The organism is Kitasatospora sp. NPDC058048 (genome assembly GCF_042885555.1).
GTDB classification, from domain to species: domain Bacteria; phylum Actinomycetota; class Actinomycetes; order Streptomycetales; family Streptomycetaceae; genus Kitasatospora; species Kitasatospora lactacystinica.
Genome location: NZ_JBHVRT010000031.1, coordinates 106,117 through 119,992, shown reverse-complemented (window position 1 = coordinate 119,992; position 13,876 = coordinate 106,117). Strand labels below are relative to the sequence as shown.

At 71.9% G+C, this 13,876-nt stretch carries 11 protein-coding genes; 1 reads left to right on the top strand and 10 read right to left on the bottom strand.

The window, feature by feature from the left end; genetic code table 11:
- Nucleotides 1–293 precede the first annotated feature (293 nt).
- From ACFVVA_RS28860 to ACFVVA_RS28820, 9 genes are all read right to left on the bottom strand, one after another.
- Nucleotides 294–1,817, bottom strand: coding sequence for a CoA-acylating methylmalonate-semialdehyde dehydrogenase (locus ACFVVA_RS28860; protein ID WP_359900672.1), 1,524 nt, complete (start codon nucleotides 1,815–1,817; stop codon nucleotides 294–296).
- A 224-nt stretch (nucleotides 1,818–2,041) separates the two neighbouring features.
- Nucleotides 2,042–2,815 carry a nucleotidyl transferase AbiEii/AbiGii toxin family protein gene (locus ACFVVA_RS28855; RefSeq protein WP_387693721.1) on the bottom strand — a complete coding sequence of 258 codons (774 nt, stop codon included), beginning with the start codon at nucleotides 2,813–2,815 and terminating at the stop codon, nucleotides 2,042–2,044.
- 116 nt (nucleotides 2,816–2,931) lie between these two features.
- Nucleotides 2,932–3,363 (bottom strand): hypothetical protein, encoded by a 432-nt coding sequence (locus ACFVVA_RS28850; protein ID WP_387693720.1) that lies wholly within the window; start codon nucleotides 3,361–3,363, stop codon nucleotides 2,932–2,934.
- 134 nt (nucleotides 3,364–3,497) lie between these two features.
- On the bottom strand, nucleotides 3,498–4,892 hold the full coding sequence (locus ACFVVA_RS28845; RefSeq protein ID WP_387693719.1) for an NAD(P)/FAD-dependent oxidoreductase: 1,395 nt from the start codon (nucleotides 4,890–4,892) through the stop codon (nucleotides 3,498–3,500).
- Nucleotides 4,893–4,954: 62 nt separating this feature from the next.
- A complete protein-coding gene (locus tag ACFVVA_RS28840; RefSeq protein ID WP_359900660.1) occupies nucleotides 4,955–5,758 on the bottom strand; it encodes an ABC transporter permease in 804 nt (267 codons plus the stop codon).
- Nucleotides 5,758–6,702, bottom strand: coding sequence for an ABC transporter permease (locus tag ACFVVA_RS28835; RefSeq protein WP_380552081.1), 945 nt, complete (start codon nucleotides 6,700–6,702; stop codon nucleotides 5,758–5,760). The genes ACFVVA_RS28840 and ACFVVA_RS28835 overlap by 1 nt, the downstream gene beginning before the upstream one ends.
- Nucleotides 6,699–7,841 (bottom strand): ABC transporter ATP-binding protein, encoded by a 1,143-nt coding sequence (locus tag ACFVVA_RS28830; RefSeq protein ID WP_387693718.1) that lies wholly within the window; start codon nucleotides 7,839–7,841, stop codon nucleotides 6,699–6,701. Before ACFVVA_RS28830 ends, ACFVVA_RS28835 begins: the two co-directional genes overlap by 4 nt.
- A gap of 40 nt (nucleotides 7,842–7,881) precedes the next feature.
- A complete protein-coding gene (locus ACFVVA_RS28825; protein WP_387693716.1) occupies nucleotides 7,882–9,132 on the bottom strand; it encodes a spermidine/putrescine ABC transporter substrate-binding protein in 1,251 nt (416 codons plus the stop codon).
- 54 nt (nucleotides 9,133–9,186) lie between these two features.
- On the bottom strand, nucleotides 9,187–10,698 hold the full coding sequence (locus ACFVVA_RS28820; protein WP_387693715.1) for a gamma-aminobutyraldehyde dehydrogenase: 1,512 nt from the start codon (nucleotides 10,696–10,698) through the stop codon (nucleotides 9,187–9,189).
- Between the two features lie 252 nt (nucleotides 10,699–10,950).
- On the opposite strand from ACFVVA_RS28820, the gene ACFVVA_RS28815 reads away from it, so the two are divergent.
- Nucleotides 10,951–12,603 carry a PucR family transcriptional regulator gene (locus tag ACFVVA_RS28815; protein WP_387693714.1) on the top strand — a complete coding sequence of 551 codons (1,653 nt, stop codon included), beginning with the start codon at nucleotides 10,951–10,953 and terminating at the stop codon, nucleotides 12,601–12,603.
- 39 nt (nucleotides 12,604–12,642) lie between these two features.
- Here the strand turns inward: ACFVVA_RS28815 and ACFVVA_RS28810 are convergent, their stop codons facing one another.
- Nucleotides 12,643–13,860 carry a spermidine/putrescine ABC transporter substrate-binding protein gene (locus tag ACFVVA_RS28810; RefSeq protein ID WP_387693713.1) on the bottom strand — a complete coding sequence of 406 codons (1,218 nt, stop codon included), beginning with the start codon at nucleotides 13,858–13,860 and terminating at the stop codon, nucleotides 12,643–12,645.
- Nucleotides 13,861–13,876 lie beyond the last annotated feature (16 nt).

Here is a 13,876-nt window from a genome sequence, read left to right as displayed (position 1 = left end):
TCCGAAAAGCGAATCCGACCGCAATCCGATAAAACGCGCACGCCGAATAAGCACCAGGCCGTGACGCGAAAAGCGAAAACGACCGGCACGAACCGAGAAGTGGTGTTTCAAAGGATTGGCTGCCCCGGGACCGTCCGCGCAGACGCGTGTCCGGTGCTCCCAGCCAGGCAGCTCGAAGAACTGTACGCGCTTCGGCGACGGGATGCAAACGTCGTGCAAAGACCGCTGGCCGGACCCCGGGGGGAGGGGTCCGGCCGGCGGAGCTGTGCGGCTCAGCTGTTGGAGCGGGCGGCTCAGCTGTTGGTGGGGAAGCCCAGGTTGATGCCGCCGTGCGACGGGTCCAGCCAGCGCTGGGTCACGGCCTTGCCCCGGGTGAAGAACTGCACGCCGTCCGGGCCGTACGCGTGGGTGTCGCCGAACAGCGAGGCCTTCCAGCCGCCGAAGGAGTAGTAGGCGACCGGCACCGGGATCGGCACGTTGATGCCGACCATGCCGACCTCCACCTCGAACTGGAAGCGCCGGGCCGCGCCGCCGTCGTTGGTGAAGAGGGCGGTGCCGTTGCCGTACGGGTTGGCGTTGATCAGCGCCAGGCCCTCTTCGTACGAGTCGACGCGCACGACCGAGAGGACCGGGCCGAAGATCTCGTCGTTGTAGACGGACATGCCGGGCTTCACGTGGTCGAACAGCGTGGGGCCGAGCCAGAAGCCGTCGGCCGTCGGGGAGCCGTTGCGGTCCTCGGCGGTGACCGGGTGCTTGCGGCCGTCCACGGCGAGCTCGGCGCCGTCGGCGACGCCGGACTCCACGTAGGAGGTGACCTTGTCCCGGTGCTGGCCGGTGACGAGCGGGCCCATCTCGGAGTCGCCGTTGCAGCCGGGGCCGACCTTCAGGGTGGCGATCCGCTGCTTGATCTTCTCGACCAGTTCGTCGCCGATCGGGTCGACCGCGACCAGCACGGACACCGCCATGCAGCGCTCGCCGGCCGCGCCGAAGCCGGCGTTGACGGCGGCGTCGGCGGCGAGGTCGAGGTCGGCGTCCGGCAGGACCAGCATGTGGTTCTTGGCGCCGCCCAGGGCCTGCACGCGCTTGCCGTAGCGGGTGCCGGTCTCGTAGACGTAGCGGGCGATCGGGGTGGAGCCGACGAAGCTGACGGACTTGACGTCCGGGTGCTCCAGCAGGCGGTCGACGGCCACCTTGTCGCCGTGCACGACGTTGAAGACGCCGTCCGGCAGGCCGGCCTCCTTCCACAGCTCGGCGAGGAAGTTGGCAGCGGACGGGTCCTTCTCCGAGGGCTTCACCACGACGGTGTTGCCGGCCGCGATGGCGATCGGGAAGAACCACATCGGCACCATGGCCGGGAAGTTGAAAGGCGAGATGATCGCGACCGGGCCGAGCGGCTGGCGGATCGAGTAGACGTCGACACCGGTCGAGGCCTGCTCGGTGAAGCCGCCCTTGATCAGCTGCGGGATGCCGCAGGCGTACTCCACGACCTCCAGGCCGCGGGCGATCTCGCCCAGCGCGTCGGAGTGCACCTTGCCGTGCTCCGCCACGATGATCGAGGCCAGCTCGTCGCGGCGGGCGTTCAGCAGCTCGCGGAAGGCGAAGAGCACCGTCGTCCGCTTCGCGATCGAGGCGTTGCGCCACTCGGTGAAGGCCGCGGCGGCGGCGGCCACCGCCTGGTCGACCTCGGCGATCCCGGCGAAGTCGACCTGGCCGGCGACCTGGCCGGTGGCCGGGTCGAAGATCTCACCCCGGCGGGGGGCCGCACCGGCGGTGGCGACCGGCTTGCCGCTGATCCAGTGAATGATGTGCTTGCTCAAGGTCCGTCTGCCTCCGAAGTCCCGGGCGGCGTCCTGCCACCGGTCCGGTCTGGCGCCGCCCGCATGGGCCGGGCGCCGGGAAATCACGGGGCTACCGCGTTCGCCTTCCAGTCTGGTGGCCGTTTCCGCCCTGCTCAACGAACAGGCTGACGGGGATCCTGGATTCAGCCTTACAGGTCGTCCGGTCGCTCGGCCGAACGGGCGGCTCCGCCGGGCCAGGAGTCTCAGAGCTCCCCGTCCTCCGGCTCCTCCAGGTACGGGTCGTGCAGGCCGTCCGCCGCTTCCCGGGTCTCCAGCAGGTCCAGCCGCAGGTCCTGGGCCCAGGCGAGCGCCCATCGCTTCCGCCCGTCGACCTCTGCGGCCGGAACGCCCCGGGCACGGAACCGCCCGTCCGCCGCGTCGGCGAGCGTCTCCAGTCGGTCGGCCAGTGCCGTGGGCTGGAATTCCGGGTCCAGCTCCCCTGCCAGTGCGATCAGTTCACCCTCGCGGTAGCAACGGGTGAGGGCGTGGACGTCGATCAGGTCGCGCGGCATGCCCCGGTCCACGAGGAGCGCGGTGGTCAGCGCGGCCGCGTCCTCCAGGGCGACGACCGGCAGCACCACGGGCGGCTCGTCCGGCCCGGGCGCACCGAGGTCGAGGCGGACCGGGCGGTGGCCCAGCGGCTCCTTGCGCAGTTCCACCGAGTGCGAGCGCCCGCCGAGCGCCAGCCGGACGGTGAGCTGCTCCAGCCGCGGTGTGCCCGGCCGCTCGACGGCCTCCCCGCCCGCCGCCCGGTACGCCTCGCGCAGCGCGGCGGCCACCTCCGGCAGGTCGGCGCCGCCGGTGGCCAGGGTCAGCCCGTCCTGCGGGCAGGCCGCGACGCCGTGGGCGCGCAGCGCGTGCCCGCCGGCCAGCGCGAGGCCGTACCGGTCGCAGACGGGTGCGGCCGAGGCGGCCAGGCGCAGCTGGGCGGGGCCCGGGCGGAGGGACACGTCGACGGCGTGCGGGACGGTGGTCACGCCTCCAGTCTGACGCGGCCGACCGCGCGGCGCGCCACCACCGCCGGGCGCCCCCGCGCGCCCCGGGGCGCCGGGGCTCCTCCGGGTGCGCCACCACAGCCGGGCCCCCGGAGGGCTCACCAGCCGCTGAGCCTCGCCGCCGCCTCGTGCAGGGCGAGCTCCAGCAGCATCGGGTCGTTGAGCCGCCCGGAGCCGTCGGGCGGGACCAGCCAGCGCACGCCCCGGCTGCTGCGCCCGGGGTGCGGCACGACGATCCAGGTGCCCTCCCCCGCACCGCGCACACCGGTGCCGATCCAGCGGGCCGCCGTGCCGACGGGCACCAGGAAGCTGACCTGCTCGCCCCCGAAGTCGGTGAGGACCGGGCCGCGGGTGCGCGGGTCCGTGATCTCCAGGGCCGAGTGCCCGAGCCGCCCGGGGACGGAGAGGACGTCCCAGCGTCGGCCGGCCGGCAGCAGCACCAGGCCCAGCCCGGTGCGCTCCCACTGCTCCCGGAAGGACTCCGGGTCCGGTGCCGCCTGGGCGAGCCAGTGCAGTCCGGTGGTCTCCATGTCGTGTCCCCGCTTCTTGCCGTTCGTACTGTTCGGAGACGGCGGGAGGAACGGGACCCGCCGTCACCAAGGAGAGGCGGACGGCGGGTCCCGATTACACGACTATGGGGTGCCCGGTTGGCGGCGGTCGCACTTCAGCTGTCGAAGCCGAGCCCCAGCCGGTCGAGGGTGCGCAGCCAGAGGTTGCGGTGGCCGCCGGTGCGGTCCGCCCGCTCCAGCGACCGGGTGGTGAGTTCGATCCCGGCCCAGCGCACCGGCTCGGGCGGGAACGGCAGCGGCTTGCTGCGCACCATGTCCAGGGAGGTGCGCTCGGTGCGCTCGCCGGCGAGCAGGTCGAGCATCACCTCGGCGCCGAAGCGGGTCGCGCCGACGCCGAGCCCGGTGTAGCCGACCGCGTACGCGACCTTGCCGCGGTACCCGGTGTCGAAGAACGCCGAGAACCGGCTGCAGGTGTCGATGGCGCCGCCCCAGGCGTTGGTGAAGCGCAGGCCCTCCAGCTGCGGGAAGCAGCGGAAGAAGTTGTTGGCCAGGGTGCGGAAGGTCTCCGGCCGCTGGTCGTACTCGTGCCGGACGTGGCCGCCGAAGTGGTAGACCGCGTCGTAGCCGCCCCAGAGGATCCGGTTGTCGGCGGAGAGCCGGAAGTAGTGGAACTTGTTGGCGCTGTCGCCGAGGCCCTGCCGCCCGCGCCAGCCGATCGAGGCGAGCTGCTCGTCGTCGAGCGGCTCGGTCATCAGGGCGTAGTCGTACACCGGGACGATGTACGGGCGGACCCGCTTGAGCAGCGACGGGAAGACGTTGGTGCCGAGGGCGACCTTGCGGGCGAAGACCCGGCCGTACGGGGTGCGGACGGCCATGCCGCTGCCGTGCTCCCGCAGGTCGGTGGCCCGGGTGTGCTCGAAGATCCGCACGCCCTGGCCCAGGCAGGCGTCCTTGAGGCCCCAGGCGAGCTTGGCGGGGTGGACCATCGCCACGCCCTCCTTGTCCCAGAGGCCGCCGAGGAAGGTCGGCGAGTTCACCTCGGCGCGCAGCTGGTCGGCGTCCAGGACGGTGATGTCGAAGCCGTACCGGGCGACCGCCTCGGCGATCTCGTGGAGCTCCTCGACCTGGTGGGGCTGGGTGGCGACGTCGATCTCGCCGGTGCGCTCCCATTCGGCGTCGATGCCGTAGCGCTTGAGGGTGGCCTCGATGCCGTCGAGGTTGGCGGCACCGAGGCGTTCCAGCTGGGCCAGTTCGGACGGCCAGCGGTCCAGGCCGTTGCCGAAGCCGTGGGTGAGGCTGGCCGCGCAGAATCCGCCGTTGCGCCCGGACGCGGCCCACCCGACCTCGTTGCCCTCGACCAGCACGACGTCCAGCGATGGGTCGCGTTCCTTGGCGATGAGGGCGGTCCACAGGCCGGAGTAGCCGCCGCCGACGACCAGCAGGTCGCAGGTGGTGTCGCCGACCAGGGCGGGCAGCGCCGCCGGCCGGCCGGGATCCTCCAGCCAGAAGGGGGTGGGCCTGGCGTCACTGAGTGCGCGGGCGGAATCCATGCATTATCAGCCACTTTCTACGAATAGATGACGTATGACGTGCCACCGCTGCCGACCGTACGTCAGGCGGTGGCCTTCCGGCGGTTGCCCAGCCACTGGCCGACGACGGTCAGCACCACGGCGGCGAGGAACATCGCGGTGCCGATGACGTTCACCTGCACCGGGATGCCGCGCTGCGAGGCGCCCCAGACGAACATCGGGAAGGTGACCGTGGTCGGCCCCGAGTTGAACTGGGTGATGATGAAGTCGTCGAAGGAGAGCGCGAAGCTGAGCAGCGCGCCCGCCGCGATGCCGGGCGCCGCCAGCGGCAGGGTGACCCGCAGGAAGGTCTGGGTGGGGGTCGCGTAGAGGTCCTGGGCGGCCTGTTCGAGCCTCGGGTCCATGCTCATCACGCGCGCCTTGACCGCCGTCACCACGAAGCTGAGGCAGAACATGATGTGCGCGATGAGGATGGTGGTGAAGCCGAACGGGATGCGCATGTTGAGGAAGAGCGTCCCGAGCGAGGCGGCCATGACCACCTCGGGCATGGCCATCGGCAGGAAGATCATCGCGGTGGTGGCCGAGCGGCCGCGGAAGCGGTAGCGGGCCAGGGCGAAGGCGACCATGGTGCCGAGCACGGTGGCGCCGATGGTGGCGAGCACCGCGATCTGCAGGCTGAGCGAGAGCGACTGGCACATGTCGGCCACGCCGCAGGGGTTGGTCCAGGCGTCGGTGGAGAACTCGTTCCACTCGTAGTTGAACTTGCCCACCGGCTTGTTGAACGAGAAGGCGAGCACGACCAGGTTGGGCAGCACCAGGTAGGCGAGGGCCAGCAGGCCGGCCAGCACCACCAGGCGGGCGCGGATCCATGTGAATATCCGGGACATCAGACCAGATCCTCCGTCCCGGCCTTGCGCATGTAGACCGTCACCATGCCCAGGATCAGGGCCATCAGGATGAAGCTCAGCGCGGCCGCCGTGGGGTAGTCGAGCACGTTCAGGAACTGCTTCTGGATGCCGTTGCCGACCATCTGCTCGCTCGGCGAGCCCAGCAGCTGGGCGTTGATGTAGTCGCCGGAGGCCGGGATGAAGGTCAGCAGGGTGCCCGCGACCACGCCCGGCAGCGAGATCGGGAAGGTGACCTTGCGGAAGGTGGTGAACGGCCGGGCGTAGAGGTCGCCGGCCGCCTCGTGCAGGCGCGGGTCGATCCGCTCCAGCGAGGTGTACAGCGGCAGGATCATGAACGGCAGGAAGTTGTAGGTCAGGCCGCAGACCACCGCGAGCGGCGTGGCCAGCACCCGGTCGCCGTCGGTGAGGCCGAGCAGGTTGGTGACGTCCAGGACGTGCAGCGCGTTCAGCGCGCCGACCACCGGGCCGCCGTCGGACAGGATGGTCTTCCAGGCCAGCGTGCGGATCAGGAAGCTGGTGAAGAACGGCGCGATGACCAGGATCAGGATGACGTTGCGCCAGCGCTTGCTCGCCTTGAAGGCGATCGTGTACGCGAGCGGGTAGCCGACGGCCAGGCAGAGCACGGTGGCGACGGCGGCGTAGGAGAACGAGCGCAGGAAGTGCCACTTGTACTCGACCAGGGCGTCCCAGTAGGTCGAGAAGTGCCAGGTGACCTTGAAGCCCTCTTCGAGGGAGCCGGTCTGCAGCGAGGTCGACCCCTGGTAGAGCATCGGGACGGCGAAGAAGATCACCAGCCAGGCGATGCCGGGCAGCAGCAGCCAGTACGGGGTGAGCTTGCGCTTCGGCCGGCGCTCCGCCGGTTGCGGGGAGCCGCCGTCGGGGGGTATCGCCCGGGACGGCGCGGCCGGGGTGGTGGCGGTCATGCGGCCTCCTCCCCGGTTCCCGCGTCGATCGCCTGTGCGGCGTCCAGGGCGAAGGAGTGCGCCGGGTTCCAGTGCAGCTGGACGGCGGCGCCGGGGACGATGCGGGCGTCGCGCTCCATGTTCTGCTCGAAGACGGTGACCTCCTGGCCGCCGTCGGTGCGCACCACGTACTGGGTGGAGACGCCGATGAAGCTGGAGTCGAGCACCGTGCCGGTCAGCCGGTTGCGGCCGTCGGCGACCTGCTCGGAGGCGTGGGTGATGGTGATCTTCTCCGGGCGCACGCCCAGGTGGACGCGCTTGGCGTCGGTGGTGCAGCGCGCCTTCGGCACGGCGAGGCGGGCGCCGGCCGCGCTGAGCAGCAGGTCACCGCCCTCGGTGCCGGTGACCTCGGCGGGCAGCAGGTTGGACTGGCCGAGGAAGTTGGCCACGAAGGTGGTGGCGGGGTTCTCGTACAGCTCGGCGGGGGCGCCCAGCTGCTCGACCCGGCCGCCGTTCATCACCGCGATGGTGTCGGCCATGGTCATGGCCTCCTCCTGGTCGTGGGTGACGTGCACGAAGGTGATGCCGACCTCGGTCTGGATCCGCTTGAGCTCCAGCTGCATCTGGCGGCGGAGCTTGAGGTCGAGCGCGCCGAGCGGCTCGTCCAGGAGCAACACCTGCGGGTGGTTGATCAGCGCGCGGGCGACCGCGACGCGCTGCTGCTGGCCGCCGGAGAGCTGGTGCGGCTTGCGCCGGGCGTACTGGCCGAGCTCGACCAGCTCCAGCATGTCGTCGACCTGCTTCCTGACGTCCTTCCTGCCGCGCCGGCGCAGGCCGAAGGCGACGTTCTCGAAGATGTCCAGGTGCGGGAAGAGCGCGTAGCTCTGGAAGACGGTGTTCACCGGCCGCTTGTACGGGGGAAGGGCGGTGACGTCCTGGCCGCCGATCAGGACGGTGCCGCTGGTGGGCTCCTCCAGGCCGGCGATCATGCGCAGGGTGGTGGTCTTGCCGCAGCCGGAGGCGCCGAGCAGGGCGAAGAAGGAGCCCTGGGGGACGGTCAGGTCGAGCGGGTGGACGGCGGTGAAGGAGCCGTAGGTCTTGCCGATTCCGGTGAGCCGGACGTCGCCGCCGACGGCCGCGTCGCGCTGCTGGTCTGTCATGGGGTGGTGTCTTCCTGGGATTCTCTGCCGGGAGGTGGGGTCAGGCGCCGATGAGCTTCGAGAACTTCTGCTCGAAGTCGCTCTCCTCGCTCTCGGAGAGCGTGCGGAACACGTGCGCCTTGACCGCCATCTCGGGGGTGGGTACGACCAGCGGGTTGGCCGCGGTGTCCGGGGCGATGCCGGCGAGCTCGTCCTTCATCCCGGTGACGGCGGAGACGAAGCCGATGCCCGCGACCAGCTGCGCCGCGATCTTCGGCTGATAGTAGAAGTCGATCAGCTTCTCCGCGTTCGCCTTGTGCCGGGCCTTCGCCGGAACCAGCATGTTGTCGGTCGAGGCGATGTAGCCCTTCTCCGGGATGACGAACCCGATGTCCGGGTTGTCGGCCTGCAGCTGGATCAGGTCGCCGCCCCAGGCGATGCAGGCCGCGATGTCGCCGGCGGAGAGCTCCTGGCCGTAGTCGTTGCCGGTGAAGCGGCGGATCTGCTTGCTGTCGACGGCCTTCTGCAGCCGGGCGACCGCGCCGTCGTAGTCGTCGGCGGTGAACCTCGCGGTGTCCTTGCCCTGGTCCAGCAGGACCATCCCGATGCTGTCGCGCATCTCGGACAGGAAGGTCACCCGGCCCTTGAGGTCGGGGTCGTCCAGCAGCTGGGAGACGCTGGTGACCTCCTTGCCCCTGGTCGCCTTCCGGTTGTACGCGACGACGGTCTGGATGCCGGCCCACGGGTAGGAGTAGAGCCGCCCCGGGTCCCAGTCGGGGGCGCGGAAGCGCGCCTCGATGTTGGTGATCGCGGTGGTGACGTTCGCCGGGTTGAGCTTCTGCGCCCAGCCGAGCCGGATCAGCCGGGCCGCCATCCAGTCGGTGAGCACCATCAGGTCGCGGCCGGTGTCCTGGCCCGAGGCGAGCTGCGGCTTGACCTTGCCGAAGAACTCGACGTTGTCGTTGACGTCCTCGTTGTACTTGACCTTGATCCCGGTGGCCTCGGTGAAGGCGTCCAGGGTGCCGTGCTTCTCCTTGTCCTTCTCGTCCGTGTCCACGTACAGCGGCCAGTTGGAGAAGGCGACCTCCTTCTGCGACCCCGAGAGGTCCTCGGCGGCGTTCGCGGTCGAGTCGCCGGTCGCCCGGGGGGCCGCCGGGATGCCGCAGGCCGCCAGGGTGCCCGCCCCGGCGGTCAGCGCGGCGGCGCGCAGCAGGGTGCGGCGGCCGAGCGCGGCCCGGCCGCTGGTCAGACTGCGTTCCCAGGCCCTGCGGACCGGTTCGGGCAGACCGTCGGTGAGCTCGTTGAACGCCATGGAACGGGCCTCCTGGGGGAGATGGGGTGTGGGGGCACCCGCTTGGGCCGGGGGTTATCTGTCTCCGAAGACGGTGCGGTGCCAGTCCTTGCGGGCCACCGCGGTGGTGTCGAACATGACGTGCTTCACCTGGGTGTACTCGTCCAGCGAGTACTGGGACATGTCCTTGCCGTAGCCGGACGCCTTGTAGCCGCCGTGCGGCATCTCGCTGATGATCGGGATGTGGTCGTTGACCCAGACGCAGCCGGCCGCGATCTCCCGGGTGGCGCGCAGCGAGCGGTGCACGTTGCTCGTCCAGGCGGAGGCGGCCAGCCCGTACGGGGTGTCGTTGGCCAGCCGCAGGCCCTCGTCGTCGCCGTCGAAGGGCAGCACGACCAGCACCGGGCCGAAGACCTCGCCCTGCACGACCTCGCTGTCCTGGGCCGCGCCGGTGATCAGGGTGGGCGGGTAGTACGCGCCCCGGGTGAGGTCGTGGCCGTCGTGGCCCCGCTCCGGGACCCGGCCGCCGGTGACCACGGTGGCGTACGAGCGGGCGCGCTCCACGAAGCCGGCCACCCGGTCCCGGTGAGCGAACGAGACCAGCGGGCCGAGGTCGGTGCGCGGGTTCAGCGGGTCACCGATCCGGATCGCCGCGAACAGCTCGGCCACCCCGGCCGTGAAGGCGTCGTACAGCGGGCGCTGGACGTAGGCGCGGGTGGCCGCCGTACAGTCCTGGCCGGCGTTGATCAGCGAGGCCGCGACCGCTCCGTGCACCGCGGCGTCCAGGTCCGCGTCGTCGAAGACCACGAACGGGGCCTTGCCGCCGAGCTCCAGGTGGGTGCGCTTGACGCTCGCGGTGGCGATCTCGGCGACCCTCCTGCCGACGCCGGTGGAGCCGGTGAAGGAGACCATCGCGACGTCCGGGTGCCCGACCAGGTGCTCGCCCGCGGTGCGCCCGGCGCCGGTGACCACGTTGACCACGCCGTCCGGGATGCCCGCCTCGGTGCAGGCCCGGGCGAACATCAGCGAGGTCAGCGGGGTCAGCTCGGCCGGCTTGAGCACGATGGTATTGCCCGCGGCGATCGCCGGGAGGATCTTCCAGGCGGCCATCTGCAGCGGGTAGTTCCACGGCGAGATCGAGCCGACCACGCCGACCGCCTCGCGCCGCACGTAGGAGGTGTGGTCGCCGGAGTACTCGCCGGCCGCCTTGCCCTCCAGGTTGCGGGCGGCGCCGGCGAAGAAGGCGGCGTTGTCGACGGTGCCGGGCACGTCGAACTCGGTGGCCAGCTTGACCGGCTTGCCGGTCTGCGCCGTCTCCACCCGGGCCAGGCCGTCGGCCGCCCCGGCCAGGACGGCGGCCAGCCGGGTGAGCGCCTCGGAGCGCGCGCCCGGGGTGGCCGAGGACCAGCCGGGCAGGGCGGCCCTGGCGGCGGCGACGGCGGTGTCCACGTCCTCGGCGGTGGCCAGCGCGACCTGCTCGACCACGCTGCCGTCGGCGGGGTTGACGACCTGGAAGGGGTCTCCGCTCCCCCGGGTCAGGCGGCCCGCGATGTACTGCGCGCCCGGGCCGAAGTCGGTCAGGTCCATCTGGTTCCTCCAAGTGCCGTGGTTCGACCGCTGCGGGGTCACGCGTCCGCGGTGGGGGTCTGCGGTCCCGCTGACCTTGCCTGCTGCGGGGTTGGGGTGACAAGGGTCACTTCGACAACCTCGGCACGAAGGGCCTTACAGGGTGCAAGGGTGCGGGCAGGGCAACACCTCGTCGGGGGGATGGATGATTTACCTGACACTCTGATCACCCGGAGCCCCCGCTCCGGCTCCCACCGGCCCCGGAGGCCCGCGATGCTCCCCACCGTCGCCCGAGTCCTCGACCTGGACGTGATGCGGCGCGGCCTGCCCCAGGTGGTGGCCGGCGCCGACCACCTGGAGCGGCCGGTCCGCTGGGTCCACGTCAGCGAGCTGCCCGACGTCGCCGGGATGCTCCGCGGCGGCGAGCTGGTGCTGACCACCGGCATCGCCCTGCCCGAGGACCGTGAGGGCCTGGCCCGCTACGTCCGCGAACTGGACGAGGTCGGGGTGGCCGGCCTGGTCGTCGAGTTCGGACGGCGCTACTTCGACTCGCTCCCCCGCGCCCTGGTCAACGCCGCCGAACAGCGCGGCCTGCCACTGATCACGCTCCGCCGCGAGCTGCGCTTCGTCGCCGTCACCGAGGCCGTGCACGCCCTGGTGGTCAACGCCCAGCTGGAGCAGCTGAGGATCTCCGAGTCCGTCCACCAGGTCTTCAACGAGCTCGTGGTGGAGGGCGCCGAAGCGCCCGAGGTGATCCGCCAGGTGGCCCGGATGGCCGGCGCCCCGGTCGTCCTGGAGAACCTGGCCCACCAGGTGCTCGCCCACGACACCGCCGGGCGCCCGGAGGCCGAGGTACTGGAGGACTGGGAGCGCCGCTCGCGCGGGGTCCGCCCCGCCGGACGCACCGGCCACGACCCGCGCAGCGGCTGGCTGGTCACCGCCGTCGGCGCCCGCGGCCAGGACTGGGGCCGGCTGGTGCTGGTGCAGGAGCCCGGCCCGCTGCCCGAGGGCGAGGCCCACCCGCACGCCATGCTGCTGGAGCGCGGCGCCTCCGCGCTGGCACTCAACCGGCTGGTGGTGCGCGACCGGGAGAGCCTGGAACGGCAGACCCATCGCACCCTGCTGTCCGGCATCCTCACCCACGCCCTGACCGTCTCCGAGGCGGCGCTGCGCGCCCAGGCCCTCGGCGTTCCGCTGGAGGGCCGCCGGCTGGTCGGCGTGGTGCTGCGGCAGCGGCGCGGACCGATCCCGGCCGCGCTGGAGGCCCAGGCCCGGCTGCGCGACTTCACCGAGCTGGCCGCCGGCGCGGTCCGGGCCTGCCGGCTGACCGCCCTGGTCGGCGCGCTGGACGACGAGGCCGTCGGCCTGCTGGTCGCGCTCGGCACCCAGCAGGACGAGCACGCCGCGCTGGACGCCCTGTCGGCCGCGCTGCGCCGGATGTCCGCCGAGGCCGGACGGGACGGCGGCGACCCGGCGGGCCCGGTGGTCGCCGTCGGCTCCTCGGTCGGCTCGGTGCGCGACGCCCGGCGCACCCTGCTGGAAGCCACCCAGGTCGCCGACGCCGCCCTGCACGACGCGCCCGGCGGCCGCAGCTCCTCCTACTACCGGCTGCCGGACGTCCGGCTGCGCGGCCTGCTCCACCTGCTGCGCGACGACGCCCGGCTGCAGACGTACGTGGAGCGGGAGCTGGGCCCGCTGCTGGCCCACGACGCCGAGCACAACGGCCAGTTGGTGCAGATGCTGCGGATCTACCTGGAGCAGGGCCGCAACAAGTCGGCCGCGGCGGACGCGGCGCACCTGTCCCGGCCGTCCTTCTACGACCGGCTGCACAAGGTCGAGCGGATCCTCGGCGTCGACCTCGACCAGGTGGAGTCCTGCCTCTCCCTGCACGTGGCGCTGCTCGCGCTGGACGCCGTCCGGCGCTGAGCGGGGCGCGCGCCCCGGGGCGGCTCCGGGCCCCGCGCGTCACACCCCGGTGATGCGTCCCCAGACCTTGTGCAGCTCGGGCCGCTCGGCCGAGGTGACGTCGCGCATGGTGTGCAGCCGGGCCCGCATCTCCTCGGTCGGGAACACCAGCGGGTTCTCGGCGAGTTCCGCCTTCTCCTTGTCGCCGCTGGCCGCCAGCACCTCGCGGGCGGCCGGCACCGGGCAGATGTACTGGACGAACGCGGCGAGTTCGGCCGCCACCTCGGGCTGGTAGTAGTAGTCGATCAGCAGCTCGGCGTTGCGCTTGTGGGCGGCCCGGTTGGGGATCATCAGGCTCTCCGCCCACAGCTCGCCGCCCTCCTCCGGCACCACGAACTCGATGTCCGGGTTCTCGGCGGTCAGCTGGACGGCGTCGCCGGAGTAGGCCTGGCAGGCGAGCGCCGCACCCGAGGCGAGGTCGCTGGTGTAGTCGTTGCCGGTGAAGCGCCGGACGTGGCCGCTGTCGACCACCTTCTGCACCAGGTCCATCGCCTTGCGCGCGTCGTCGTCGCCGAACTTCGCGATGTCCGCGCCCTGGGAGAGCATCAGCAGCCCGAGTGCCTCGTCCAGCCCGGCGAACAGCGTGACCCGGCCCTTGAGGTCGGGCGCCCACAGGTCGGCGGTGGACCTGATCTCCCGGCCGAGCGCCTTGCGGTTGTAGGCGATGCCGGTGATCCCGGACTGCCAGGGCACGCTGCGCCTGCGCCCGGGGTCGAAGGCCGGGTCGGCGAGCTGCGGGTCCAGGTTGGCCGTGACGTTGGGCAGGTTGGCCCGGTCCATCGCCTGCACCCAGCCCAGCGAGACGTACCGCCCGGCCATCCAGTCGCTGATCACCATCAGGTCCCGGCCGGGGGCGGCGCCCTGGGTGAGCACCGGGCTGATCTTGCCGAAGAACTCGTCGTTGTCGTTGATGTCCTCGGTGTAGCCGACCTCGATCCCGGTCCTCTCGACGAAGGCGTCCAGGGTCGGGCGCCCGCCCGCGTCGTCGGTGTCGATGTACTGGGTCCAGTTGGAGAAGGCGAGCCGCTTGTCGCTCTCCGAGCGGTCCGGCGCCGAGCGACGGTCCTCGGCCACGTACGCGGACGGGATGCCGCAGCCGGTCAGGGTGCCGGCGCCGAGCAGCGCGGCCCCGCCGAGCACGGAACGCCGGCGGATGCGTGCCGGCCCCTGCGGGCGGTCGGCGACGGAGCGACGGGTCGGGGTGGTGCTGCTGGACATGAGCGGCCTTCCGGAG

Coding starts and splice junctions, on each gene's coding strand:
- ACFVVA_RS28850 (WP_387693720.1), bottom strand. CDS start 3,363: ATGGAGACCACCGGACTGCACTGGCTCGCCCAGGCGGCACCGGACCCG.
- ACFVVA_RS28845 (WP_387693719.1), bottom strand. CDS start 4,892: ATGGATTCCGCCCGCGCACTCAGTGACGCCAGGCCCACCCCCTTCTGG.
- ACFVVA_RS28840 (WP_359900660.1), bottom strand. CDS start 5,758: ATGTCCCGGATATTCACATGGATCCGCGCCCGCCTGGTGGTGCTGGCC.
- ACFVVA_RS28835 (WP_380552081.1), bottom strand. CDS start 6,702: ATGACCGCCACCACCCCGGCCGCGCCGTCCCGGGCGATACCCCCCGAC.
- ACFVVA_RS28830 (WP_387693718.1), bottom strand. CDS start 7,841: ATGACAGACCAGCAGCGCGACGCGGCCGTCGGCGGCGACGTCCGGCTC.
- ACFVVA_RS28825 (WP_387693716.1), bottom strand. CDS start 9,132: ATGGCGTTCAACGAGCTCACCGACGGTCTGCCCGAACCGGTCCGCAGG.
- ACFVVA_RS28820 (WP_387693715.1), bottom strand. CDS start 10,698: ATGGACCTGACCGACTTCGGCCCGGGCGCGCAGTACATCGCGGGCCGC.
- ACFVVA_RS28815 (WP_387693714.1), top strand. CDS start 10,951: ATGCTCCCCACCGTCGCCCGAGTCCTCGACCTGGACGTGATGCGGCGC.
- ACFVVA_RS28810 (WP_387693713.1), bottom strand. CDS start 13,860: ATGTCCAGCAGCACCACCCCGACCCGTCGCTCCGTCGCCGACCGCCCG.